Origin of the sequence: Paenibacillus andongensis (assembly GCF_025369935.1) — a bacterium.
GTDB lineage: Bacteria > Bacillota > Bacilli > Paenibacillales > NBRC-103111 > Paenibacillus_E > Paenibacillus_E andongensis.
Window position 1 is genome coordinate 6893675 of sequence record NZ_CP104467.1, and the last position, 25955, is coordinate 6919629.

Sequence of the window (25955 nt, forward strand, 5' to 3'; positions counted from 1 at the left end):
TCACGTTCCGCGGCATGCCCATTTGGCGCTATTTCCTTCAAATAGCGGATCGTCGTTCCGCGACGCGATGCAATCTCATCGATTTCGCCGTCTCGGAATCCACGGGAACAAAAAAAGGGTGAGACTCGCTCACCCTAAACTAAAAACGGGGGCCTCCGCCCCTACCCAATCCAAAAGCAGGGGCCTCCGCCCACCCAAACCAAAAAGGGAGCTTCCGCTCCCCTTTTTCTATTCCTGCTCCTCTATCTGCATCCACTGCTCATAGAGCCTATCCAACAGCTCCTGCGCAGCTTCTCTTTCGGCCCACAGTTGGCTAAGTTCATCTGCCGCCGGATTCTCCAGCCGCTGGTCCAGATGGCTCAACTGCACTTCGCCATCCGCAATCTGTTTCTCTAGCTTCTCCCGTGCGAACACGGACGAGCTTCTAGACTTCCCTCGTGGCGCCACATCAGCACTATTTTTAGCCTTAGCAATCCTTGAATCTCCTAGCGCAGCAGTACTCCTAGCATCTTTTGTCGCTGCTCCCCCAGAATCTCTCGGCGCAGACCTCGTCTTAGACTTAGCTCCAACCGCCAAAGCAGCATCCGTAGCGCGTCTCGGATCATCATTTGCAGCAAGTGCCTTCCGCGCCCCAACGTCTATGTTGCCACTCGTTCGATTATCACGCCTTTGAGCGCTTTTCTCTTTATAGTCATCAAAATTACCCAAGTAAGCAGTAATTCGCCCCTGATCCAGCTCCCATATTTTCCGAGACAGCCGATTCATAAAATAACGATCATGCGTCACAGCCAGCACGGTGCCCGGAAACTCTTCAAGCGCCTCTTCCAACGCTTCCCTTGAAGCAATGTCCATATGATTCGTGGGTTCATCGAGAATAAGTAAATTAGGCTTACGCAGCACAAGCAGTGCTAGCCGCAATCTAGTCCACTCACCTCCCGAGAGAGAACTAACCGACTTGAATACATCTGCGCCATAAAATAAATAAGCAGCAAGTCGGCCCCTAGCCTCTCCTTCTTCCAGTTTCGCTTCCTCACAGAAGTAAGTTAGGACCGACTTCTTATGGTCCTCTGGATACTCTTGTTGAGCCAGATAACCAATATCGACCCGCGCTCCAAGCTCGAGCTCCCCTTGGTCAGGCTGCTCTTCACCTAGAATCATCCTCAGCAGCGTCGTTTTGCCCGAACCGTTAGACCCGACGAGCATCACTTTCTCGCCATATTCCAACAATCCGCTTGCCCGCTGCAGCAGCACCTTATCCCCATATCGTTTATTCACATCTTCGAAGCGAATCACTCTCCGACCTGAACGGTCGTCAAGCTTCAGCCCGAATTCTGCTGCCTTCGGATCAAGAACTGGCCGTTTGAGCTTCTCCATCCGATCCAGCGCTTTCTGCATAGAAGCTGCCCGGCGGAAAAATTTCTCGTTCCCTCCTACTCGGCCCCACTCCGTCAGCTGCTTGATCGTCTCTTTCATCTTCTTGATGACCTTCTGCTGCTCCTGATACTCAGCAAACTGCTGCAGCAGTCGGACTTCTTTCTCCTTCACATATCCTGAATAGGAAGTCAGATAGGTCGTAGACTCGCCATCTTCCAACTCAACGATCTTCGTAACGACCCGATCCAGAAAATAACGATCATGAGAAACAATGAAGCACGCACCATCATAATGGGTGAGATAGTCCTCCAACCACTCCACGCCAAACAAATCTAGATGATTTGTCGGCTCATCCAGCAGCAGCAAGTCTGGCTTGCCGATCAGCTGGGATGCGAGAGCAATCTTCGTCTTCTCTCCTCCAGACAGCGAGGCAAAGCTTCGCTCGTAAAACTCCCGTTCAATGCGAAGTCCGTTCGCCACTTGGTCGATTCTTGCATCCAGCTCGTAGCCACCTTCCCGTTCGAAACGTTCTTGCAGCTGTGCGTACCGCTTAAGCAGTTGATCTAACTGCTTCTCATCGCTCATGACTTCCGGGCTGGACATTCGCTGCTCAAGCTCCGTCATGTTGGCGCGGCATTCAAGTATCTCTTGAAAGCTGGACGCCAGCACATCATACACCGTACCGCTCTCCCACTCCGCCCAGATTTGTGCTAAATAGCCAATCCGCGTATCTTTTCGCACCGTTAATTGCCCTTCGTCGGGCTTCTCCATCTTGGATATAAGGCGCAGAAGGGTCGATTTACCGCTGCCATTGCGTCCCACAAGTCCTATTCTTTCTCCCTGATGAATTTCAAAAGTAACATCCTCAAGAACGAGCTGGGCACCATGGTATTTCTTTATATTTTGACCGTTAATTATTAACATAATGAAGGATCCTCCTAGTTTGTGAAAGACCCTATCCATCGCACCGTTGAACACAAAAAAGGCCGCAGGAAAATTCCTACGACCTTTCGGATTGATCCGTTTGAGGGTTAAGGTAGGTGTCTTTTCGTGAGTTGTAATTCCGTATGAGCATAAATGGACAGACTTCTCGCGTCTTTGAATGCTGCATGAACGATGCCAGCCATCGCAATGGGTAACTGGCTCACACGGTTGTTCACGAACTCTCGATTCATCCTACCTTCACCTCCTTCTTCGTCACTATTTCAAAATAATACCATAACCACCGGTCAATTCGCAACCAGAAACTGGCCGAGTTATTGTTCTTATCTGCCCTACCCCGAATATTCGCTGCGCATCTTATCCGTAACCTCAAGATAGAGAACTTGGAGAAATTTCTTAATATTGACCTTACCCTTCTCCGGCTTCGAGTTCTCATCGATTTCTTTCATCTTCATACGCACATCCTGGAACTCAAAATACAGAGGCGCATAATGCTCAAATTTTGGATTGCTGTAATCCGTCAAGCCAATACTGGCGATATGGGCTAATGCCGCCATAACAGTACGGCGAATCCGTTGTTCGACGGCTTTGCCTTCTTTTTCAACATCCGCTTCTTTCATCTTGTGGCATCTAGAAACGGTTTCATAAAGCTCCTTGAGCGGCGGAATTCCTTCCGCTTTATGATGACGTGTAAGATGTTCCATAATGTCCATCAAGTCGCGACTGCCGGTGTCCCCCACGATCCCCATATCCATGAGAATGGGCTGCATAATCTCGCGGACACTGCGCTTTTTACGAATATTCTCAGGGCCTGTGTGCAGTAAACTTAGCTTGGTTAAAGATTCTTTAATCTCCCGCAAGGAGCGGCTAATGTTCCACTGCTCGTTAACCTTGGATAGCACCGCTTCCACTTCAATTTTATTAATTGGCTTTTGAATATAGAATTCAACACCAGCTTGATAGGCCTTGCCAATCATTTCTTTATTTTCAATTTGCGAAATCATCACATATTTCCCTTGATAACCTTGCTCCTTCAATCGAATAATCGTCTCAATGCCATCCTGATCCGGCATTAATAAATCAATGACCACAACATCAGGTGTGGTTTCCAGAAGGACCTTTTCCCCTTCGCTTCCGCTGCCAGCCGTACCGACGACTTCGCCTAAACCGCCTTTTTCAATGATCTTTTGCAGCATCCGTCTACTTACCGCATCATCGTCAACAATCCCAAATGACAGCATGATCTCTACGCTCCTTTTTTCAACGTATCGGTCAATATCGTAATCACAAAAGTGGTCTGAAAACCCGGCTCGTCAGAGCGCAAATGAATGTCTCCACCTAAAGAATGAACAATATCTCGAACATGAGAGAGTCCAATCCCTGTCGCGGCAAAGCCCTCCTGATTAAATTTGGTCGTAAACCCAGGTGCAAAAATCATATCTCTATCCTGCTCAGAAATGCCATCACCGGTGTCGGCAACGATTATGATGGTCTCAGCACCTTGCTCATAAGCACTAACGAGAATCGATCCTTGATCTTCAATTGCTTCTACGGCATTAGACACGAGATTATTGATGACGGTTAAAAGGGGAAGATATTGATCCGAACAATAGTCCGTTTGAATGCCGCTTTTGAATTGAATATTTTTTCCAAGCATCGCACTGTAACCCAGATTAGATTTGATAGCGAACTCCACGACTTCGGCCAGCCTCATAACGGAAGCGAAATCGCGATCGAACAGCTTCAACAACCCGGCTAGGATGCGTTGCGAATCTTTTTTGACCTCATGAATTTGCTGGGTAATTTCCAAAATGGTACGAGCGTAGCTTTTTAACCCCGCGCCATTGATTTTTTCATATAAATTGTGGCTCTTGGCTGTTATTTGCTCAATCGTGTCCATCGACTTCCGCAAGTAAAAGACTTCGCCATATAAACCGCTATTCGTATTTAACATCTGTTCCATACGCTTCTGCTGCTCATTATGCACGACTCGCATCTGATTAATGGTCACGCTGTTGTAGATACCAACCACGAAGTAGCTCCGCACGACAGCGGTAACTGTGATATATACTAATTGTTCGTAAAACATGTACGGTGAATGAAAAATCAAGCTGCGCGCCAACAATTCAATCTCATTGGACATAAGATCAATAACCGCAAAGAACAACCCCAGAACAAATGGGTGAAATTGATCCCATTCCCGTTTAATCAAGCTCATGGCAATCGCAAAAGCCATATAATAAAATGCGGCTGATAAATGCGTTTGCGCGCTCGCGCTGTAAGACATGGCCCCCTGAGTAAGGATACCATCCTCCAAAGTCCGAAAAAGCAGAACAGTAATTCCAGTAATGATACCCGTATAGACATAAGGCAGATGCCTCATCAAAAGCAAACAGAGTAGAAAGGCGCTGCTGCCAAGTCCAATCCGAAACACTTCGCCACTGAAAGGTGTGATCTTAAACTCTCCGGCTATGGCCGTCACAATTGCGACGAAAATCATTTGCAGCCCTTCGTTCTTTAAGCGTCCCAGCCTTTCACCCCCTATAAGATATCCCATATCTGTTTACCAATGAGGATTATACAAACAGTAAGAAATAGCGGTCGAACGTACGCCGAGCCTTTGCGGATCGCCATGCGTGAGCCCAACAAAGATCCACAAACCATGGCTATTCCCATCGGAATGCCTATCCCGTAATTAATGGATCCCAGGACCATGAAAGTAGCCAAGCTAGCCACGTTGCTCCCGAAATTAAGTACCTTGGAATTACCAGCCGCTTTGACGAAATCGAATCCTAACATCAGAAATACGAAAATAAGAAAGGAACCGGTCCCCGGTCCGAAGAAACCATCATAGAAGCCCAAACCGAATGCTGCGAAGCCCATTAACATCGCTGTTTTCGTTGAGAATTGGCGGAAGGTAGAAAGATCCCCCCAATTTTTGCGAAAAATGGTATAGATGGTGATCAATATAAGCATAACGATAACTAGCGGTCTTAAGAAATCAGATGGAATTTGCCGCAGCACCATCGTTCCGCATACAGCTCCTAAGAGAGACAAAAAGAACAAACCGCGTACGGCTTTCAGATCGACATTCCCAGACCGCATGAAAGAAATCGTACTCGTCAGAGAAGACATGGTACCCGCCAATTTGTTCGTTCCTAACGCGACAGCCGGGGGTAACCCCGTTGCCAGCAGAACCGGAAGAGCAATTAGCCCCCCTCCACCAACGACAGAATCTACATACGCCGCCACAAAACCACCGATGATGATGAATATCATCATTTCCCAACTTACATGTAACATGATGCTAAGACTCCTTCTGGATGTTAAATTCCTTTTATACCAATCTTGATTCCATCCTGCGGGCTGCTAATGATAGCGCATAATTCACAGCGAAATACAGGATAGCCACTAAAAATAGAATAGGAATGGTATAACTGTAGTTTTGTCCAATTACTATTTTCGCATGGTGCATCAGTTCAGGCAAGGAAATAACAATGGCAAGTGAAGTATCTTTTAGCAGGGATATAAATTGACTCACGAGTGGCGGCATCATTCGGCGCAGCCCCTGTGGTAGAACGATATGCCAAAGTGTTTGCACATAGCCTAGTCCTGAAGATCTAGCGGCTTCAATCTGTCCTTTATCAATGGAATTCAGCCCGCTTCGCACAATCTCCGCAATCATAGCACCTTCAAATAATGTTAATGCCAAAATCGTCGCATTCATGGGTCCGAGTTTGATCCCGATATCCGGTAAGGCGAACCTCGAGAAAAAAATGATTAACAGCAGTGGTAAATTGCGAAGAAGCTCAACTGCTATAGCCAGAATGGGTGAAACAACCGGCAGCTTCGTATACCGAATTGTACCGACAACACATCCCACGATAAAGCTAAATACAATAGAGATCGCAGCGACTTTAAGCGTCATATAGAAACCTTCAAATACAAACCTTACATTATCAGCTGAGAAAGCATGTATGATATCCATTCGTTCACCTCCCCCTAAAGTCAGTCCGTACGAGCTAATTTACGTTCTAATCGCAAGGCCACGTAACTTAGCGGTAGCGTAAGTATCAAATAAAGCACAGCAACGAAGATATAGGTATCGAACGTAGCATAAGTCTCGCTTGCGACCTGATCACCGAAATACATAAGGTCAAAACCTGCGAATACGCCAAGTACCGACGAGTTCTTAACGAGGTTAATAAATTGGTTGCTGAGCGGCGGTATGACAATTTTGATGGCTTGTGGAAGGACGATATGCCACATCGTTTGGACATAGGTCAGTCCCGAGGATTGTGCCGCCTCAGATTGGCCTTTGGGCACCGACATAATACCGGCACGGATCGCTTCTGCGATAAAAGCTGCCGTATACACAGTAAGGCCTAAGGTCCCGCATACGAATCCGCTAAGGGTAATGCCGAGAGACGGCAGCCCGTAGAAGAACACGAATACAACAAGCAAGAGCGGTATGTTTCGAATGAACTCTACATAGGCAGTCCCTATCCATTGCAGCGGTTTCACCGATCCGATACGAAAAATGGCAATAATCGTACCCAGCACAAAGCTGCCAATAAGCGCAATAACGCTGGCAATGATCGTGTTGAAGAAGCCCTTCATGTAGAGATCAAAATAATCAGTAAAAATCGAGAAATCCGGCATGCGCTCCCCCCTCATAGACAGAAGATGGGCAGCAGCTGCCACCCATCTCTTCTTTTATTCTTGTTGCTCTTATTTGGTTGGCGCTTTGCCAATCCATTTCTCGTAGATTTTCGCGTATTCACCGCTGGACTCCAACTTCTTCAATCCATCGTTCACAGCAGTTGTAAGAGCAGTCTCACCTTTCTTGATTGCGATACCATAAGGCTCATCCGTGAACGGTTCGCCAACTACTTCGAAGTTCTTATCTTGTACCATCATGCCATAGAGGATAGCGTTATCTGTGGTCAATGTGTCCCCTTGACCCGCTTTCAGGGCGCTAAAAGCATCTTGGTAATTATCAAACTCAAGTATGGTGGCATCTGGGGATTTGGCTTTAATATTCGTAACGGAAGTAGAGCCTTTCACAGCCAATACTTTCGTTCCTTTTTTAATATCCGCTATACTCTTAATAGGGCTGCCTTTCTTAACGAGCAAAGACTGTCCTGCTTTAAAATAAACATTGGAAAACTCAACTTGTTTCTTCCGCTCTTCAGTAATCGTCATCGTCGCAACAATCAAATCAATCTCTTTGTTGTCGAGCATCGGAATGCGCGTCTTGGACGTTACTTCTTTTAACTCAATTTTCTTCTCATCGCCGAGAATTTCTTTCGCTAATGCTTTGGCGATGTCGATGTCGAAGCCTTCCACTTCGCCGCCAGTCGGGTTCTTCAATCCGAATAGCTTGGTATCAAATTTCACACCAACGACAATTTTGCCTCTGCTTTTAATCTCATCCAGAACGGACGCTCCACCTGCCGGCTTGGCAGTGCTTGGAGCGCTGCTTGCTGCCGTAGAGCTAGCCGGAGTGCTTGATGCGCCTCCTTTTGTCCCGTTAGAGGCACACCCCACCAATGCGAATATCGTAATTAACATAAACATGAAATTCCACTTTTTTGACATCATGGTTTTATTCATCTCCTTATTAATGGTTAAGTACCCGATTCAGAAATAATTTCGCTCTTTCTTCACGTGGGTTGACGAAGAATTCCTCTGGAGGTGACTCTTCTACAATTTGACCTTTGTCCATAAAAACAACGCGATCGGCTACTTCACGGGCAAAGCCCATCTCGTGCGTAACCACAACCATCGTCATTCCTTCGTTTGCAAGCGCCTTCATGACATCAAGCACCTCTCCAACCATTTCCGGATCCAGGGCTGATGTCGGCTCATCAAACAACATAATTTTCGGCTTCATCGCCAGTCCCCTAGCAATGGCTACACGCTGCTGCTGTCCCCCGGATAACTGAGAAGGAAAACTGTGTGCCTTATCCTGAATCCCAACCTTATCCAGGAAATACATCGCGATCTCGTCGGCTTCTTTCTTAGCCATACCATGCACCTTCATCGGAGCAAGCGTAATGTTATCGATCACTTTCTTATGCGGATAGAGATTGAAATGTTGGAATACCATACCGATATCTCGGCGCAGCTTGTTCAAATCCATCTTCTTATCGCTGACCTTGTACTCATTCACGATAAGCTCACCGCTTGTGATGGTTTCCAGTCGGTTAATACACCTAAGCAGCGTGCTCTTGCCCGAACCTGACGGACCTACTACGACAACGACCTCACCCTGCTTGATCTGAAGATTAATTCCTTTGAGCACATGAAAATCGCCGTAATGCTTCTCTACTTGACGAAATGAGATCAATGGAACCCCCCCTTCGATGAATCATTATTGATGTAAACTGTTTGTTATGTAAATTAACACATTTAAAGGATAAATGAAAAACTATGGAATCTTATGCAATCCGACATTCGGTTAGAAAAATAACGCCGACAGAAGATTACGAACCTTGTGTCCGATCATCTTGGCATACTATAATATAACCCAGATAGATACCAACATTGAATGGCCCGGAGGTTCTCAAATAAATGGCGGGTAAACCCAAACGATCCACCTTCCGAACCCGACTGGAAGAGATGGTCACGAAATTACGCAGCGACATCGCAATCGGAAAACTGCAGCCCGGTGACTTCTTACCTTCCGAATTAACACTTGCAGAACAGTTTCAGCTGAGCAAAAACTCCGTTCGCAAAGGACTGGAACTACTACTCGATCAGGAAATGATCGAAAAAGTGCCGCGAATCGGGACGCGCGTAGTTGGGACAGGCCGGAACGAAAAGCTTACCCTGAAATTCGGTTATTACCCTACTCTCACTCTAGAAGCTAATTTATTGGAACTGGTCGAAAAGTTTCAACAGCAGCATCCGCATATTGTCGTCCAGATGATTCCTCTTTCGCAATCGTACTTTACTCAGAACGCGAAAGAAGCCATGGAGAGAGACGCGTTGGACCTTATCACTTTAAATAACCAAAGCTACGAAAGGGTTACTGAAAATAAGGCCGTCTCGGATATCCTGGAGCCACTTGAACGAAAGAATAGCACATATAGTTTTCTGTCGGGACCGTTCACCAAAGACAATCAGTTGTACGTGCAGCCGTTTATTTTTTCACCGATCATCTTATGTTACAACCGAGATCATTTCAAGGAAGCAGCATTGCCAGAGCCGGATAGCAGCTGGCATTGGAACGATGTAAACCAAGCAGCGCTAGCCTTAACGCAAAAGCAAGACCGAATCGGGATCTTGTTTCACCTGCAATCCATCAATCGTTGGCCGCTTTTTTTGCTGCAAAACAAAGTTGTTTTTGAACGCGATCAGCAGGGTAAACTGATTTTCAACAACGATAACTTTCGGAAAGCTATGCAAACAAGCCTTGGGCTGTTTGAAGGAATGAACCCGGACACCGTCTATATGTCGGAGAATGACTCTGATGCTGAACGGTTTTTCATGCAGCAAAAAACGTCCATGATCGTGACCAGCTATTACAGCTTGAACCATTTGCGTAATGCTGAATTCAATTATGATATCGCGCCGCTTCCCTATTCGCTCGAAGCAAAGACTCAGCTCTTAATCATTGGTCTTGCGGTCATTAAGTCGAGCAAGCACAAGGAAGCAGCCCAGACCATGCTCGATTTTCTCGTTTCGAACGAAGCGCAGCTGCATATTCGCAAAACGACCCTTACCATCCCGAGTGTCAAAACGGCGGCGGAGTGGACTGGAGAAGAGACGTTGGCACGTCCTTCAAGGTTCTTCATGTACCGGGACATCATCCCGACGTTTAGTTTCTATACCGACATGAATGTTACTTTCCGCGAACTGGAAACCATGCGTCATATTCTCAAGCTATACTGGGCACGGCTCGACGACTTCGAGACGGTTTGCCGCAGGTTGGAAGTCGCCCATTAGGATAGACAAGTTGCTCTATAGCATAGAAAAGGACTAAATTGTTGCAGAACAGAGACTGTCGATTGATTCAAAACTGGTATGCACAACTCCAGAATGTGAGTTTAGAGTCATTCAGCTTTCGTGAGGGCAGATGGGCTATAGTGATTACCAAAGGGATAAGCCTCGGCTTACCTCGTAGCCTAAAAGAAAAAAATCGGGTAGAGGAGCAAACGCTCCCCTAGCCGATTTTTAATTTTTACATAGCCTAATTGGTGAGAACCCACCTTCGGCAGCTATCGTAAGACTTATTCACAGCTGAAATAGTATCGTTGGATTTGTTGCGATGTTATTTACACTTTCCTTGCGAGTTGCTCCATATGTCACGCTAAAGGTATAGGAACCAGCTAGTAGTTCCTTGTTAATCTCTCCGCTGGTTGTATTTCCGAAGGGCCTCCAGCTTCCTGCATAATAGCTTACCATGCCGCCATTGATTGGATTCCCTTGGCTATCCTTCAGCTGCACCTTAACGTTAACCGTCTGGAAGACAATCAATGGATCGATTCCTATATTCTGCACCTTTTCCTTATGTGTTCCTTCATATGTCATGTCAAAGGTATAGGAGCCAGGCAATAATTCCTTGCTGATCTCACCACTGTTTGTAGTTCCGATGGCCCGCCAGATTCCTGCATAGTAGCTCGCACTGCCAACATCCAGCGGATTCCCTTGGCTATCCTTCAATTGCAGCTTGACTTTAACTGTCTGGAACACAATGACGGCGTCGGCTCCTGTATCCTGTACCTTTTCCTTGTGTGTTCCTTCATAAGTCATGTCAAATGTATAAGAGCCAGGCAGCAATTCCTTGCTAATCTCACCGCCGCTTGTTGTTCCGATAGTCCGCCAGCTTCCTGCATAGTAGCTCGCACTGCCGACATCCAGCGGATTCCCCTGACTATCCTTCAGTTGCAGCTTGACTTTAACCGTCTGGAACCCAACCACAGCGTCAGTCCCCGTATTCTGTAACTTCTCCTTGATCGTACCTTCATATTTCATCGAGAACGTGTAGCTTTTATTCGGCAATGCTTTACTTACGGATCCGGAGGCATCCGTTGTGCCAAAATCCTTCCATCCTCCGTCGTAATAACTGACTACTCCCCCGCTGAGCGGATTTCCGCTGCTGTCTTTGAGTTGAACCTTAACAGCTGTCGTCGACAACGTAAAACTAACCATTTGAGGAGACTCCACATTCCCTGCTTGATCCGTTGACTTATAACTCACTTTGACTTGGCCTTGCTTATCAAATGTAATCGGTGAAGTATAAAGCTGCCATGTAGTCCCGTTGTCTAGACTGTACACGGTATTGGTTACAGTCGACGAGCTATCGCTGCTATTCAATGTAACCGTGACCGGACTTGCGTACGTCCCATTCGGTCCATCCGGTTGTAAAGGCGATACGCTTGCTGTAGTAACTGGAGCTATTTTATCGATATTACTTACCACATAACTGGTTTCATTCGAAACGTTGCCTGCGGCATCCGCTGCTCTTGCATATAAGGTGTTATTGTCCGAAACGGCGATAGGGCTTGTGTATGCATCCCATGTACCGCTTGCACCCAGTTTATATTCTTTCACTGCAGCGTTCGTTGGATAGCCGATCGTTACGGTGACGTCCGTATTGGTCGGAGATATTTTATCTGCTGTAAAGGTAGGATCAATAACCAGTGGGCGAGTCACTGTAACTCCGATCGTGTTCGTCCTAATCGTCGTTCCACCTAGAGTGATATCGGCATAAACGTTCGCCGTTCCTGCCTTGAGCGCTTTAACCTGACCATACACAACGGACAAAACAGTCGGGTCGCTGCTTGTGAAGGCAGTGGTACCCCCTGCCAAGATGGCCGGCAGTCCGTTCACCAGAACGCCAGAACTGTTGACCGGCTCACTTTGCCCCTCATCCAACGTAACCTTGGCCATGGATATAGAAGCTTGAGCCAAAGGAACAGGTAGTTTGAATAAGATTGTCCCCGACGTATAGTAAATGCTGCCATCCACACCCGAATCCATCAGATTCGTCTGGGTATCTACAAGTTTACGTGCATTCATGGTGACGGGATCGATTGCTGTCACATAACGAGCAATCGTTGTATACAGCAGTCCGTCTTGTCCCCAGCGTAAATAAAAGGAACGCCATGTGCTGCCACCGCTTGCATTCGGGTACATCAGCTTACTTTTCACAACCGCATTGGTGCTGGGATTCATCGCATAGATAGCAAAAATCTGCCCCCCTTGATCGTCCTTCCCCCATGCGCCGCCCCATAAAAGTCCATCAGGAGCGAAAGACAAGCCGCCGAGTAATCTTGGGGACGTCAATCCAGGAATGACGGGTACAAACTCATCAAGTTTGGCATTTGACGCTACATCCCATTTGAACAGTTTGGCCACCGCTGTGGTTGACGTCGTTGTGCCGAGACCTCCATCGATGGAGGTGCCACCGTAGACAACGCCGTCTTTATAGGCAAGCGCAATGATACTTTGATCTTGTACAACGTTGCGAGTTGACGTCCACTTATCCGTCGTTTCATTGTAGATGGTCAAGCTGCCGCCCATATTGCCGTAGACCGGTATCGTACCGATAAATAGCTTGTTGTCGCCAGAAGCAATCGCATATGGCCGATCTTGACCACCCGGAACCGTGTAAACGAGCCCTGGATTATGCGATGGCGTTGATCCATAATTGTAGGGCAGACTTGCGTCATAGCGGTAAACGCGCGCTCCGCCATAAGCGCCGAAATAGGTCTTGCCATTCAAAAAGCCGATCTCCTCAACTTGATGGGGAGAGAATGGAGAAGACATTTGAGCTTCATATTTCTGCGTTGACTGATCAAATACACTCAATCCATCAATGAAACCGCCGAGATATAGCTTGCCGTCCGGCCCTGCTGCGAGGCTTTGTATATTGACACCATCCCTAGCTATAGGCACCTGGATGGTCTGTATCGAATGATCCTGCGGGTTATAGAGCGTGTACTTGCCGTTCTCGTAAAGGGTAGCCAACACTTTAGCACCAGTAGGCAAAGTGATCCAATCAAACGCTTTACTCCCAACCTCCGGGAGTTCAACCTCCGGCATCACGGCCTGCACCGTATTGGCTGCGACGTTGTACGTCCACAGACTGTTTGAAGATTTATTCCGGTAATAAAGCAGATTGGCGTCATAAGGAGACGGAGGTGAGATTTTGCCATCAAATGCTTCCGGAGCCGTATAGGCAATTTGCTTCTTCACTTCGAACGTCGATTCGTTCACGACGGCGAGAGATGTACCATGTGTAATGTAAAGCAGTCCGTTGTAAGGTGATATGTTGTGTATGAAATCATCCATGCCCGTGAATGGTAATGGGATCTCCATTTTTTCTCCGCTATTCCTGTCCATTCGTATCAAATGCTTTTTTGAACCAATTCCGACATACAAGTACTGGTCCGTAACCCCGGCTCCCCGAGCATATTGTTCGGTTGGATGCATGCTGCCCAGATCGGCAAACAAGCTTGTATTGGTATCGTAAGTAAAGACTTTGGCATTCGGATAAGTAGAGCCGTATATGAGGCCATTAGAACTTGCATCCAAATCCCATACGAAATTATTGGACGGATTATTCCCTACTTCCGTGATCTTTCTGAGGATCGGATCGTATTTCCAGAACTTACGGTTGGCTGTAGCAGCAAAATAGACGTTCTTATCCGCCCCAACCGTAACCGCCCAAGTTTCTGTCGTACCGGGCACCGCTTCCGAATGATTGATGACTCCAGTCGCAGCATCGACGGCATAGAAAGTCCCCGGATTGCCGTTGGCTACGAAATAGAGCTCTCCGTTTCCTATCGCTCCTCCTAAGGTAGTCGCCGTGAGTGTCGCTTTACCTAAATTGACGGGTGCGCCATACTTAAACGGCAATTTAAGCGCATCACCTTTATAAGAAAATGAAACATCATCAAAATAGGCTTTGCTGAGAGTCGCTACACCGGAATACAATAAAACCTTCGCTGTGGCCGCTTTATCCGGAGCTATACCCTCTATTTTGAGCTGGCTCCATGTATTCAGCGGTGTACCGTATGAAACGGAGGATGTTCCAATTTCGCTACCTGATGAATTATAAAATTTCATATAAAGGTTTACGGCTCCTCCGGATACTAAGTAAACACTGGCCTTCGCTTCATAAATGCCGTCGGCTTGAACAGTGATCGGCTTGGTGTTGAGTCCAGATGGGGATGTTGTGCTGGTGTCATCAATCAACAAACTGGACAACCCGCTGTTCTGCTCCGTCTTAGTTACCGACACAGAGCTAGCGGGTGTACCTCCGAATAAATCCCAACCAGGAATAGTTGATCCGGAAGTAGGATCTTCAAACCCTGGATTGATCACGGCAATCGTATCAGCCACGCGGTAAAACTGAGCCTCGTCTACATAGGCCGTCATGGTAGTACCCGATGAAGCATACACGAATACCGTCGCAAAGGCAGCATCCGCCGGAGCAATACCTTGGGCTCGAATGTCCAGCCATTTGTTTAACGGGGGGGCGGCGAGGTTATAAGTCGCCTGTTTGTTCAACGGCTTCCCCGCTGCGTCATGCCAGCGAATCCAAAGAGATGGTGTTCCTGTAAAGTTTTCGATATACAACTTGACTGCTGCCTCATAAGATTTTCCGGGCGTTACGGCCAGCTTTGCGCTTTCCGCTCCAAGCGCACCTGCTATTGCCCCCGTTCTCTCCATCTTCAAGCTCCTATTCCCAGCGAATTTGGTCGTTTCTGACAATGAGAGTCCTGAAGGTATACCAGCAGAAAAATAACCCCAACTCGGAATTTTGCCTGATACCAGATCTTGCTCGAATCCGGAGTTGGGTACCGGAATGATCTCCGCTGCCTCAGCGGCTCGTACGTTGGAGGGCAAGTAAAGAGCTAAGCATAGCAATGCTAAAAATCCCAACAACCATTTGAAAAATGTACTTCTCCCAACCATAGATACAGGCATTCTCATCATCCTTTTTTCAAAATTCTACCCGATCGGCAGTGTGTGTGGTGATAGGTGATATTGATGGATTGCATTAACGAAACCGCTTACATTTTAAGTATAAATAATGGGAAAAAGTCAGTAACCTAACCAGTCCTGAAACATGACAACGCTATTTTAAATGAAAAAGGGTGGTTGTATTTCTCTTGTTAAATGATGTTGTAAAAAGTGCAACAATTGCTGCTTAAATCTCACCTCTCCCCCTTCGTTGTTGCATAATGTACATCAATTGAGCCCAATACAGTCGATTTTGCAGCAAATGGGCTCAAAATGTTGTACGAACTGCAACTTCAAGTTGCAAAATAGCTTTCATGCATGCGAATTGTTGTAGGAAATACAACATTGGTATCCAGCCACAATACCCAAATCCATTCATAAAGCTGTTGAACGACACTCGAAACCGCCTTTTGGAGTCGGAATGCAACAATTACTATTAAGATATAGGTACCGCACCTAGTTGATTCTCAGCTCTACTTCCTTGCTCCTTCCCATAATCAATGAGAACGCCCAATACGTCTCGCGGGGATTCGCGAAGCAATTCGTAAGCCACTGTCATAGAGGGTAAAGCCATCTCATGCGTGATAAGTGTTTGGATGGAAATCCGTCGTTCCGCAAGTAAACGGATAAATTCCGCCATGTTGCGACCTTCTGTCCAACGTACATAACCGATCGGATAGTCGACGCCCTTGCTTTCGTAGCTGTCATGATACCGCCCTGGACCACCAGCACGCGAGATGAGCACCTGCGCTTCTTTGGCAAACATCAACTCCCGATCGAAGTCCATCTTCACATCGCCGACAATGACGATTTTCCCTCTGTCGCGAATCCAGTGAAGGGCCTGATCAATCATGCCGGAATTGGCACCATTGGCACAGATGATGACCGCATCAACACCTTCATGCTGCCCTAACGAGTCGATTGTGCGGTTGACATCCTGTACATTGTCACACACATGCACGGCACTGGCTGCCGAAAGCTTGGCACAGCGTTCAGCCAACAAGTCAAGCCCGATTACCCGGCTGCCGGAAACGTCTGCAATCCGACATACGATTTGTCCCAGTATACCTAGTCCAACCACGGCAACCGATTCTCCAAAACGCAAATCCGCTTGCCGCAGCGCATGAATGGCGATCGCACCGAGTCCGACGAAGGATGCTTCTTTCGAGCTGCATTCATCCGGAAGCGGAACAATCAAATGCTTAGGCACCACTAAGAACTCCGCATGCTTAACATAAGGAGAACCGTAACAAGCGACTCGCTGCCCTGCCTTCACATGGGAGACTCCTTCCCCGATTTCCCGCACAATTCCCATCGCACTGTAACCAAGTTGAATGGGAGTATCCGTCTTCAGGTTTTTCAGCAGAAGCTCTGTGCCTGAACTAATTGCGGAATAGCAGGTTTCAACACGTACATGGTTCGCTTCAATGGAAGGCTCTTCAATGTCTAAGACTTCAACCTTGCCTTTCAAGGAGATTACTGCTTTCATCTCTTCACTCCTTTCCTTATTGGTATTTATCTGGATCATATAATTCATGTTAAGCGATCGCAAAAGGACTGTCAAACCTTTTTTATAGCGATTTTCTTTCATTTTTTCAGCAAAATAGATTTATATAAGTATCAAATAAGAACCAGTGATTATGATATAATCAACTTTAAAATGGAGGTTGACTAGCATGAAGAATACGATGCTCTCTTCTCTGCTGGAAACAGCCGAGCTTAAAGTGTTAAAGTTTGATATCCATCGCCGCCGCGAGATGAACTACCGGAACCGTGTATTTCATGAGTATTACATGATGACCTATGTGAGAAAAGGCTCGGCCAAACTTAGGGTTCAAGACAATATCTATGTGATCGAACCGGGATCCGTCATTTTTATCCCTACCTTTCTGGAACACGACCAATATAAAGATAGTGATGAGGAAACCGAGTTTCTCTGGTGGCATTTTACTTACAAGATTCAGAATGTGATTGATGTGCTGCCGTTTTTACAGATCCCTTATATCTATCCGCTGAAAAATCACAAAAAATTCGAGGCCGTATTCGACGAATTCGTGCTCTCTACCACAAGGGAAGGCCATATCCCTACCATCATTTTGCAAAAAGCAAAGTCTCTTGAATTGCTTTATTTGTTATTGGACAATGCTTTGGGAAGTGTGAATGCCACGGATTTGAGACAGCCGTCTCACAGCTTTTTGTCCATCTTATTGAAAATAGTAACCCAGCCCGAGGCTTCGTTTTCATTATCGGATTTAGCCAAGGATTTACATATGAATCCAACCTACGTAAGCAATCACTTCAAAGAGATGTTCGGCAAATCGCCGATCCTGCTGCATCGGGAAATGAAAATCGCAAAAGCGAAATCGCTTTTGGAAATGCAGGAAATGAACATTACCGAAATCAGCAGCTCCCTCGGATTCAACGACCTTCAATCCTTTACCCGCCTTTTCAAGAAATACACGGGCATTTCCCCCGTTCAATACAAGCGTTTGTTTGAAAAAAATATTTAAAAATATTTCCAGCTGCACCACCTGTATAAGTGTTAAACATTAGCAAAGTTGTGCTCTATTTTTGTAAATCCGATACCTATACACTAATCTCGAGGGGAAATGAACCCGTTCGAGGAGGTAGGGAAATGGAAACACTGCGTATCGTTTTCACAGAAAAACAAAAGGTTGAGGTCCGGAATGAAACGTTCGATCCTGCACTCGGTCAGACCGAAATTCTATGTGCCGCTCTATGCTCCCTGATTAGTACAGGGACAGAGCTTCAATGCCTTAGAGGTGTATTTGACCCCGATACCAACTGGTCGGACTGGGTTAAGTATCCTTTCTATCCCGGTTATTGCATGGTGGCTGAAGTGCTTGAAATTGGCTCAGAAGTTAAGGGGATACACAAAGGCGATCGTGTGTTTGTCGAGAATTCACATACGCAATATTTTAAAACAGATGCCAAGCATGCCTATCTTCTTCCGCATAATATTAGCACCGAGCAAGGCGTATGGATCAATCTTTCCAAAACAACACAGCTTGGTGTAAGAAGAGCAGAACTGCAGTTAGGAGAAACGGTGGGCGTCATCGGTCTGGGACTTCTCGGACAGCTGGTAACCCAATATTTATATCTGTCCGGGGTCAAAGATATTTTCGCTATCGATCCTGCAGAGAGCCGTTTGCAGCTGGTTGGGCAACGGCCAGGCATTCAGCTGCTGCCCATGGATGCGGGAAAAGCACATGAAGAAATCAAGCATAAAACAGATGGCAGCATGCTGGACGTTATCTTCGATATTACCGGGCATCCGGCCGTCTTAGCCCAAGCTACTCGGCTCGTCAAGCCTTTGGGAAGAGTTATTTTGCTGGGAGATACGGCAACTCCTTCTGAGCAGGGAATGGGCCGAAATGTTGTGTCCAATTCCGTTTCCATTCTGGGCATCCACGCCCTTATGAATTACAACGGTTGGAATCATCCCCAAATGGCCGCTCTATTCTTAAGCTACATCGCGCAAGGACGAATGGATGTGACCTCTTTGATTACCCATCGTTATTCGCCATCCGAGGCCCCGCAGGTGTACGACTCATTGGTGCAGAACCGCAGTTCTGCCATGGGGGTTTTGTTTGATTGGACGAAATTAAAATGATGAGAGTGGAACCTATGACCGTTTCGGGGTGATCATTGAATACTCGATTCGCATCGAGCAGTCCCTTCCCTTTTCACGATAGGAATGAAAATCAGTTACTTTATAACAAATGCAACAAAAGTGCCTTTCCCGTGTGATTATACGCAGAGAGAGGCACTTTTCATTTTACCTAACCGGAACAACTGTAAACGTAGTCTTATCTGCTTTCCTCTTCTTCACTATCGTTGGAATTTCGTCAATTCTCAGGACATCTACGATGCCATTTTCATTTTTAGTGAGAGTCAATGACAGAATCATTCCCCGAATCGTATTCTCACTTTTTGTTAGCTTCGACGATACGAAGTTACCTAAAGAGGAAGCAGCGACTCGATTGCGCACCTTACCATCGATGTCTTTCATTACAGTCTGAGTTACCGGGTGCAGCACATGTGGATGTGTTCCTATGACTACGTTAACGCCCTGTTTAAAGAGGAACTGCATCAATTGCTTCTGATCTCTGCTCGGATACGTCTGATACTCTTTCCCAAAATGTAAGCAGACTATGATGAATTCAGTTTTCTTTTTCAACTGGCGAATATCTGCAATCATCTTTTTTCGATCAAATGGATTCACCATCCATCGACGAGGAACATGTATGGCATTCGTCCCTTTGGTATAGGCCAAAATGCCAATATTCACCCCTTTCACACGCATGATCAAATGCTGATTAGCTTCATCAAGGGTACGAGCGGTACCCGTATGCTTGAGCCCGTGTTTATCGAGCACCTTCAACGTTCGCTTCAAGCCAGCTGAACCACCATCCATACAATGGTTATTGGAAGTTGTTACTACATGAAACCCCACGCTTTTCAACGTTGCTGCCAATGCATCCGGGCAATTGAACACGGGGTACCCAGTTCTCGGGTTCCTTCGTTCCATTGGACAGTTGCATTTGGGTCGGATTCCCATCCTGCCCAATTTCCTGTTCCCAGAGAAGGTCGTTTCCAGGTTTCCAATCGTTAGATCGTGGTTCTTTAGATAAGGCTTAATGGGTTCAAAAATAGAATCAAACGAGTAACCATCTCCTTGCTTCGCAGAGTCAATGATTTCACTTTTCATCAACAAATCTCCGACAGCGGCAATCTTTATTTGCTCCAACGCATTCCCTCCTCTCATGAGCACATTATTCGATGAAAGGGGTTGTTGATTGTAAAATAGGCTGGGCTTTGGAGTCCGCGCTGGGTGGGAGAACTGGTGCAGGTGCGGGGAGGTGCGAGCACGGGTGCGGGGGGCGAGTACGGGTGCGGTACGGGTGGCGCGGGCACAGGGGCAGTTGCGGGTGCGGGCGTGGGTGCGAGCGTGGGTGCGAGTGTTAATTCTGAATACTGGTCAGATAACCTCACCCGTAGCAAGGTATTTAGCGATGTTAATCATCGTTAAATATGGAGATTCCCCTCTGGCACACGCTTTAGCAATGAAAAACATCACTATGGAGCGATAATCGGACTAATTAGCTTGATTCCACATCATTTAAGGTTGTTTTATATCGTTAACGGAGCACATTTCTACCTCGTTCAAACTTTAGCAATGAAAAACATCATTACGGAGCGGAAACCCTACAACCCAGCCAGCCTAACCGGCACCGACGTCCCACAAAAATGAAACAAGTTCACCTTAAGTAAACATACCCTTTACTCGCAACTAAACAACGAATGTCTCGAATACCAATTTGAATTCGAGCCCTTCTAGAACGATAGCCTTCTCTCAGCTGTTGAGAGGTCCTTTTCAGACGTCTCACACCACTTTCACTGCATTCGTGCCTCCGAGACGCCCTTTTATGCCTTCTCAGGACGCAGCATACTACTTTACCCAGAGTATCTGAAAAGTGCATGTTTGATCTCTCGTTTCGCTTCAGCACCAATCCCACACTTTAGTTCTATATAAAAGAAAAACCTCCATTCCACTTCAAGTGGATTTGGAGGTTCCTATACAATAATTTTGAGACAGACTCTTCGCTCTTATTCAGCGTCTAACTAGCTCCTGTCGCAGAGGCTGCACCCTTTAGCGCTGCCCCGGGTTCACCAGCAACCCGCTCGGAAGCTTGGCATCCCAATCATCCGGGAATGGTAAGCCCAGCGCAGAAAGCGCGACGGCAGCCGTATCCATAATATTTAGTCCAGCCAAATCGGCCTCTGAGAGAACACCAGGGCCACGGCAGCCCCAGAAAATCGTCATGTCTTTCGGATGATCGCTGCCATGATTGAAGGCATCCAAGCCTCCGCCGCCATGATCCGTCGTTACTATAATCAGACTGTCTTCCAGCATTCCTGCATCTAAGATGGCTTTACTGATCTCACCGATTTGATTGTCCGCACGTGAGATCGCCTTTAAGTACTCCTCGGTTCCATACCCATGCCGATGGCCGGCAGCATCCACATCATCCAGTTGAACGAACAGCAGCTCAAAATCCGGATTGTTACGAATATACGCGGCAATGGCAGGAACCAATTCTTCATCCGGTGCAGCGTATTTATAAACCGCATCGTTCTCTTCAATGACTCCAGTTTGTATCGGTTTCCATGAGACGAAGGAAGCCATCTTGCTGTTAGGTTTGGCTTCACTAACGATTTGAAATAAGGAAGGCGTTGCCGAGACTGCCGGGTAGTTCCGTTCCATTTTTATATTCACATGGGACTCATGTCTTTCCGGCGTTACACCATGCAGCAGAGAACCCCAGCATTCCCCGCTAATGGAGGGAAAAACGGTCTGAGCATGATCCGTTTTGGCTCCGCCCAGGAGGAGAACATCAATAAACGGCGTATCAGCTTCGTTGACGAACGCCCCCGCTCCATCTATGCCAAGAATGATGACTCTTTTGACTGCCATTGTAGATGCCATTGTCAATCCCTCCGATTACAAGTTATCCCAAATCCGGTGCATCCGTCAGTTCGATGATCGGCTTCTCTGCATGATGTAATTCGAATACGATAATTTCATTGCTTCCAGTTCGCAGTAAAGGCGCCGGCAAATACAACGTTTGCTGCGGCCCTTTCTCCCAATAACGACCCAAGTTAAACCCGTTAATCCAGACTACGCCTTTCGACCAGTTGTCCAACCGAACGAATGTGTCCCCCGTTTCTTCCACGGTGAATTCCCCTCGGTAAAAGGCAGGACGATCATTCCTTTCACTTACCTCAGCAGAACGTTCAAATGGAATGGCCGTCAGATCGTCCAGTGGGAGTGGATATATTGTCCAATCAAATAAGAACTGATTGTTCATCCGTACACCCTCTGTAATCCCTTTATAGTCCTTTAATTTCGGACCATAGTTGACTCGCCCCATATTCTCAACCACAATGTCCAGCTTTGCGCCTTGAGCAGGGATGTCTATCGGGAGTGGACGCGAATCCCATCTTTCCACCGTACCTTGGTAGACACCATCCAAGAAGACTTGCGCACGGTCATGCACCTCCTGCAGGTGCAGCTTTTCACCCGTACGCGGCCCGGACACGTGCGTGGAATAAACGATGAATCCATAGCTTTGACCGAGCTTCTCCATCGGCTCTGGACAGGTGCTCTTAACGGGCTCAGTGAGATGTGACAAATGGTCAAGCATATCTGCTTTTTCAGTCAAAGTGATCTGACCGTAGCTTTTCTTCTTCATGGGTACCGGTATTTCTGGGAAATCCTTTACATCTTTGCCTAAAAATCCTGCAATCACGCTGCGGACAGCTCTATATTTCTCCGTCACATCTCCGCATTCGGACAAAGGCGAATCATAGTCGTAGCTGGTGATTGTCGCTTCATATTTGTCATGATAGTTCGCTCCGTTGTAGAAGCCAAAATTCGTCCCGCCGTGGAACATGTAGAAATTCACTGAGGCGCCAGCGCGGAGCATTCGGTCGAATACGTCCGCAACATCGCCCGCTTCACGCGTGTGGTGAGGCTTCAACCAGTGATCAAACCAACCGTTCCAGTACTCCATGCAAAAGAGCGGCTCATCAACACGGTATTCACGAAACTTATTAAAGGCTTCCTCCGGTTTAGAACCGAAATTCACCGTGGCAAGCGTGCCTGGAACCGTCCCGCCTTGCAGCATGCCGTCCTCCGGACCATCAGACGTAAACAGCATAACATCTACCCCGCGGTTGATGAGCCCATCCCGTAAATACGTTAAATATGCTGTGTCATTGCCGTAGCTGCCATATTCATTTTCAATCTGCATTGCAATGATGGGTCCACCGTTTGTGCTAAGCAGCGGGACTAATAGCGGAATCAGCTCGTCATAGTAACGGTCGACTTTCTCCAGATAAGCCTGATCCATGCAGCGCAGCCGCATATCCGGATATTTCAACAGCCATGCCGGTAATCCGCCAAACTCCCACTCCGCACAAATATAAGGACTCGGCCGTACGATCACATGCAGCCCTAGCTCGCCAGCCTGCTCCACAAATCTCACAATGTTCGCTATTCCATCGAAATTAAAAACATTTCCCTCCGGTTCATGCAAATTCCAAGCAATATACGTCTCGACGGTATTAAACCCGCAAGCTTTGAGCTTCAATAAACGATCTTCCCAATAGTCAGGCACGACGCGAAAATAATGGATGGCTCCAGAGATGAGTTGAGTAGGCTTTCCATCTAAAAGAAACTGCTTATTTTGAGCTTGTAAAATGGCCACGGTTATCCCTCCGACTGATGAATGCGATAGTGTATTACTGATTTAATCATCGCTGAAAAAGTGGTTAACCCTCAATCTCCAAATGGAGCATTTTCTATACCAAATGTGCCAGTTCAGTGATATGATTGAACGTACAACGATGACATACAGGAGGAAGGATCCCTTCATGGATGATTTGTACCGTTTTCCGAATATGATCAATACCTTACAAGTAGTAGGATGCCATTTTGGCTTGCAGCCCCCGGGATGGCACTACCTTCGGCATCATCATCATTTGTTTGAACTTCTTTACTGCTCGGAAGGCGAAGTTGTGCAAGAAATGAACCGCGAATCCATCACCATGCGCCAAGGAGACTGGCTGCTGATCAAATCCGGCGTCAGACATCAATCTTCGAATTTGGCTGCCACACATTACGGCTACTTTAATGTGCATTTCGATCTCGATGATACCGAAATACGCAGCCTGCTATCGATTACTCCTTATCAGCACATCCATCATCAAGATGCGGAGCAAAGCAGGCTTCAGTTCTACGTAAGTGAACTAGAGGCTATCATGCATCGCAATCGCACAGAGGACGCGAAGCAAGAACTGCAGTACCTGCGCTTCGAGGACAAGTTGCTGCTTCAGTCCTACACCCTGCTTATCATCCATGATGTACTTCATTTGCTGCGCGAACACGATTCACCGCACAAACAAAAATATGCGCCAACGATGGACCAAGACACTTCTTTGTTCACCGCTGATGTCGCCCATGCGATTGAAGAAAAGCTGTCGCTCGGCCTCTGCGAGGAGGCGTCTGTCGCAGGAGTCGCGAAAGAGCTGAACCTGAGCCGCAGTCAGTGCAGCAAGCTCTTCTCCAAAGTGTACGGGCTATCGCCGCGGCAGTATGTCAGCCGGCAAAAGCTGAACCTAGCCAAAGAGCTGCTCGTCACAACCAATTTGCCGATGACCGACATTGCGGAGAAACTCGGCTTCCATTCGGCCAGCCACTTCTCGCGGCAGTTCCGGCGCTGGACCGGCCAGTCGCCAAGTGAATTCAAGCCGAAGCATCATGCCACGTAGCAGCCGCTCGGACTTTAGCGGAACTAGGAGTCGCTATATTGGCGAAAACCACTTGAATGCCAGGGTACGCGGAACCACAGGACGTTATTTTGTTATATTTAGCCTCCGGATCTTCCTTTTTCACTAAATAACGTCACCACGTTCCGCTAAACCTATTTTCAACGTGATTATCACGAAATAGCGTATCGCCGTTCCCCTTCACAATAAAAACGCCCGCAAACCTTGAAGTTTGCGGGCGTTCTCGCGTATTTTACTCCTGTGCCGCGTCTTGTGCCGGCGTTTGTTCTTCAGCCTCGTTAATCACGACGCTTTGTGATTCTGGTTCCCACTGCACATTGGCTTTGAGCGCTTCACTAATGAAGCGAGCTGGCACCATCGTGGACCCATTATAGACTTCCCCAGCCACTTCTAGATCAACGGCTTGTCCATTAATAAAGGCTTTACGAACACCTATCACAAGCTTCACTGTGACACCATCTTTCACTACGGTAACCGAGTTATCTTCTGGATTCCAAGTAACCGTAGCCTGCAAGGCTTCAGCAATCGCTCGGAAAGGGACTAACGTGTTCCCATCTTTAATAAATGGCGGGACCTCAAAGTTAGGTTCTAGACCGTTAACGTAGGCTTTGACACCTAACTTGCCTTTTTTGCTATTCAGTGATCCCAGCTTTTTGTATACATCAAGGTTCGCTGAGTCGGTTTTAACGACTTCTTTCTGAATATCCGCCGCGGTGTCCAAATCCCCGCTATTCTCTGCCTCAATGACAGCATCGGAGAGAACTGAGCCAATGTTCGTCGTATCATGTAACTGTAAATTGTACTTTTCCAGCAGTTTGGAAATGATGGCACCGGCAGGGCGATCTTTGACATGTTCGTACGCGTTTTGTAACCCTCTATACCCCATATGTCCATGAGAACCATAAGTAGATGAAGTCACCGTTTCACGTTCTCCTGAAACCTTCTTTTCTTTCTTTTCCTTTTTCTCCTTCAGCTTCACATCCACTTGATCGTTAGAACTTGAACTTGATTTAGAACTCGTACTTGAACTTGTACTCGAACTTGTACTCGAACTTGTACTCGAACTTGCACTCGAACTCGAACTCGAACTAGATTGATCCGAACCCTTATCATGCTTAGGCTCTGCATATACCGCAGAACTTAATAAACTACCCAGAACTGCTATCGAGACCACAATGTTAAGTTTCCATTTCATGCTGTACACGCTCCCAGAATAATTTGTCGTTTTTTGTTAGTTCAATCAACTCATTATAACTAATAAACGGACAACATTCTGTATCACA

At 46.9% G+C, this 25955-nt stretch carries 20 protein-coding genes; 5 read left to right on the plus strand and 15 right to left on the minus strand.

Going from position 1 to position 25955, the window contains the following annotated elements:
• Window positions 1-228 precede the first annotated feature (228 nt).
• From abc-f to NYR53_RS30775, 9 genes are all read right to left on the minus strand, one after another.
• Window positions 229-2298: a ribosomal protection-like ABC-F family protein gene (gene abc-f, locus NYR53_RS30735; RefSeq protein WP_261302830.1), complete on the minus strand. Its 2070-nt coding sequence runs from the start codon at window positions 2296-2298 to the stop codon at window positions 229-231.
• A 107-nt stretch (window positions 2299-2405) separates the two neighbouring features.
• On the minus strand, window positions 2406-2549 hold the full coding sequence (locus NYR53_RS30740; RefSeq protein ID WP_261302831.1) for a hypothetical protein: 144 nt from the start codon (window positions 2547-2549) through the stop codon (window positions 2406-2408).
• Between the two features lie 99 nt (window positions 2550-2648).
• Window positions 2649-3557 (minus strand): response regulator, encoded by a 909-nt coding sequence (locus tag NYR53_RS30745; protein WP_261302832.1) that lies wholly within the window; start codon window positions 3555-3557, stop codon window positions 2649-2651.
• A 5-nt stretch (window positions 3558-3562) separates the two neighbouring features.
• The gene (locus tag NYR53_RS30750; RefSeq protein ID WP_261302833.1) at window positions 3563-4816 is read right to left on the minus strand and encodes a sensor histidine kinase; all 1254 of its coding nucleotides are present in this window, start codon (window positions 4814-4816) and stop codon (window positions 3563-3565) included.
• Between the two features lie 41 nt (window positions 4817-4857).
• The gene (locus NYR53_RS30755) at window positions 4858-5619 is read right to left on the minus strand and encodes a TSUP family transporter (RefSeq protein ID WP_261302834.1); all 762 of its coding nucleotides are present in this window, start codon (window positions 5617-5619) and stop codon (window positions 4858-4860) included.
• Between the two features lie 34 nt (window positions 5620-5653).
• Window positions 5654-6304, minus strand: a complete 651-nt coding sequence (locus tag NYR53_RS30760; RefSeq protein WP_261302835.1) for an amino acid ABC transporter permease — start codon at window positions 6302-6304, stop codon at window positions 5654-5656.
• Window positions 6305-6324: 20 nt separating this feature from the next.
• Window positions 6325-6978 carry an amino acid ABC transporter permease gene (locus tag NYR53_RS30765; RefSeq protein WP_261306585.1) on the minus strand — a complete coding sequence of 218 codons (654 nt, stop codon included), beginning with the start codon at window positions 6976-6978 and terminating at the stop codon, window positions 6325-6327.
• A gap of 69 nt (window positions 6979-7047) precedes the next feature.
• Window positions 7048-7920 carry a glutamate ABC transporter substrate-binding protein gene (locus tag NYR53_RS30770; protein ID WP_261302836.1) on the minus strand — a complete coding sequence of 291 codons (873 nt, stop codon included), beginning with the start codon at window positions 7918-7920 and terminating at the stop codon, window positions 7048-7050.
• A gap of 19 nt (window positions 7921-7939) precedes the next feature.
• Complete coding sequence (locus NYR53_RS30775; RefSeq protein WP_261302837.1) at window positions 7940-8668, minus strand: amino acid ABC transporter ATP-binding protein; 729 nt, start codon at window positions 8666-8668, stop codon at window positions 7940-7942.
• A 224-nt stretch (window positions 8669-8892) separates the two neighbouring features.
• Between NYR53_RS30775 and NYR53_RS30780 the strand changes: the two genes are divergently transcribed.
• On the plus strand, window positions 8893-10269 hold the full coding sequence (locus tag NYR53_RS30780; RefSeq protein WP_261302838.1) for an extracellular solute-binding protein: 1377 nt from the start codon (window positions 8893-8895) through the stop codon (window positions 10267-10269).
• Window positions 10270-10557: 288 nt separating this feature from the next.
• Here the strand turns inward: NYR53_RS30780 and NYR53_RS30785 are convergent, their stop codons facing one another.
• Window positions 10558-15261 carry an OmpL47-type beta-barrel domain-containing protein gene (locus tag NYR53_RS30785; protein WP_261302839.1) on the minus strand — a complete coding sequence of 1568 codons (4704 nt, stop codon included), beginning with the start codon at window positions 15259-15261 and terminating at the stop codon, window positions 10558-10560.
• Between the two features lie 472 nt (window positions 15262-15733).
• Window positions 15734-16786, minus strand: a complete 1053-nt coding sequence (locus tag NYR53_RS30790) for a zinc-dependent alcohol dehydrogenase (protein ID WP_261302840.1) — start codon at window positions 16784-16786, stop codon at window positions 15734-15736.
• Window positions 16787-16973: 187 nt separating this feature from the next.
• Between NYR53_RS30790 and NYR53_RS30795 the strand changes: the two genes are divergently transcribed.
• On the plus strand, window positions 16974-17807 hold the full coding sequence (locus NYR53_RS30795; protein WP_261302841.1) for a helix-turn-helix domain-containing protein: 834 nt from the start codon (window positions 16974-16976) through the stop codon (window positions 17805-17807).
• A 125-nt stretch (window positions 17808-17932) separates the two neighbouring features.
• Entirely contained in the window at window positions 17933-18931 is a 999-nt protein-coding gene (locus NYR53_RS30800) for a zinc-binding dehydrogenase (protein ID WP_261302842.1), read from the plus strand.
• A gap of 165 nt (window positions 18932-19096) precedes the next feature.
• Here NYR53_RS30800 and NYR53_RS30805 read toward each other — a convergent pair whose 3' ends face one another.
• Window positions 19097-20068: a CapA family protein gene (locus NYR53_RS30805; RefSeq protein WP_261302843.1), complete on the minus strand. Its 972-nt coding sequence runs from the start codon at window positions 20066-20068 to the stop codon at window positions 19097-19099.
• 102 nt (window positions 20069-20170) lie between these two features.
• Here NYR53_RS30805 and NYR53_RS30810 point away from each other — a divergent pair, with 102 nt between their 5' ends.
• Complete coding sequence (locus NYR53_RS30810) at window positions 20171-20350, plus strand: hypothetical protein (protein WP_261302844.1); 180 nt, start codon at window positions 20171-20173, stop codon at window positions 20348-20350.
• A 621-nt stretch (window positions 20351-20971) separates the two neighbouring features.
• On the opposite strand, the gene NYR53_RS30815 is transcribed toward NYR53_RS30810, so the two are convergent.
• Both NYR53_RS30815 and NYR53_RS30820 read right to left on the minus strand, forming a co-directional pair.
• Window positions 20972-21808: an alkaline phosphatase family protein gene (locus NYR53_RS30815; protein ID WP_261302845.1), complete on the minus strand. Its 837-nt coding sequence runs from the start codon at window positions 21806-21808 to the stop codon at window positions 20972-20974.
• A gap of 22 nt (window positions 21809-21830) precedes the next feature.
• On the minus strand, window positions 21831-23591 hold the full coding sequence (locus NYR53_RS30820) for a glycoside hydrolase family 35 protein (RefSeq protein ID WP_261302846.1): 1761 nt from the start codon (window positions 23589-23591) through the stop codon (window positions 21831-21833).
• Window positions 23592-23673: 82 nt separating this feature from the next.
• Between NYR53_RS30820 and NYR53_RS30825 the strand changes: the two genes are divergently transcribed.
• Window positions 23674-24654, plus strand: coding sequence for an AraC family transcriptional regulator (locus NYR53_RS30825; RefSeq protein WP_261302847.1), 981 nt, complete (start codon window positions 23674-23676; stop codon window positions 24652-24654).
• Between the two features lie 250 nt (window positions 24655-24904).
• On the opposite strand, the gene NYR53_RS30830 is transcribed toward NYR53_RS30825, so the two are convergent.
• Window positions 24905-25867 carry a copper amine oxidase N-terminal domain-containing protein gene (locus NYR53_RS30830; RefSeq protein WP_261302848.1) on the minus strand — a complete coding sequence of 321 codons (963 nt, stop codon included), beginning with the start codon at window positions 25865-25867 and terminating at the stop codon, window positions 24905-24907.
• Between the last annotated feature and the right edge of the window lie 88 nt (window positions 25868-25955).

Coding starts and splice junctions, on each gene's coding strand:
- abc-f (WP_261302830.1), bottom strand. CDS start 2,298: ATGTTAATAATTAACGGTCAAAATATAAAGAAATACCATGGTGCCCAG.
- NYR53_RS30740 (WP_261302831.1), bottom strand. CDS start 2,549: ATGAATCGAGAGTTCGTGAACAACCGTGTGAGCCAGTTACCCATTGCG.
- NYR53_RS30745 (WP_261302832.1), bottom strand. CDS start 3,557: ATGCTGTCATTTGGGATTGTTGACGATGATGCGGTAAGTAGACGGATG.
- NYR53_RS30750 (WP_261302833.1), bottom strand. CDS start 4,816: ATGATTTTCGTCGCAATTGTGACGGCCATAGCCGGAGAGTTTAAGATC.
- NYR53_RS30755 (WP_261302834.1), bottom strand. CDS start 5,619: ATGTTACATGTAAGTTGGGAAATGATGATATTCATCATCATCGGTGGT.
- NYR53_RS30760 (WP_261302835.1), bottom strand. CDS start 6,304: ATGGATATCATACATGCTTTCTCAGCTGATAATGTAAGGTTTGTATTT.
- NYR53_RS30765 (WP_261306585.1), bottom strand. CDS start 6,978: ATGCCGGATTTCTCGATTTTTACTGATTATTTTGATCTCTACATGAAG.
- NYR53_RS30770 (WP_261302836.1), bottom strand. CDS start 7,920: ATGATGTCAAAAAAGTGGAATTTCATGTTTATGTTAATTACGATATTC.
- NYR53_RS30780 (WP_261302838.1), top strand. CDS start 8,893: ATGGCGGGTAAACCCAAACGATCCACCTTCCGAACCCGACTGGAAGAG.
- NYR53_RS30785 (WP_261302839.1), bottom strand. CDS start 15,261: ATGCCTGTATCTATGGTTGGGAGAAGTACATTTTTCAAATGGTTGTTG.
- NYR53_RS30790 (WP_261302840.1), bottom strand. CDS start 16,786: ATGAAAGCAGTAATCTCCTTGAAAGGCAAGGTTGAAGTCTTAGACATT.
- NYR53_RS30795 (WP_261302841.1), top strand. CDS start 16,974: ATGAAGAATACGATGCTCTCTTCTCTGCTGGAAACAGCCGAGCTTAAA.
- NYR53_RS30800 (WP_261302842.1), top strand. CDS start 17,933: ATGGAAACACTGCGTATCGTTTTCACAGAAAAACAAAAGGTTGAGGTC.
- NYR53_RS30815 (WP_261302845.1), bottom strand. CDS start 21,808: ATGGCATCTACAATGGCAGTCAAAAGAGTCATCATTCTTGGCATAGAT.
- NYR53_RS30825 (WP_261302847.1), top strand. CDS start 23,674: ATGGAGCATTTTCTATACCAAATGTGCCAGTTCAGTGATATGATTGAA.
- NYR53_RS30830 (WP_261302848.1), bottom strand. CDS start 25,867: ATGAAATGGAAACTTAACATTGTGGTCTCGATAGCAGTTCTGGGTAGT.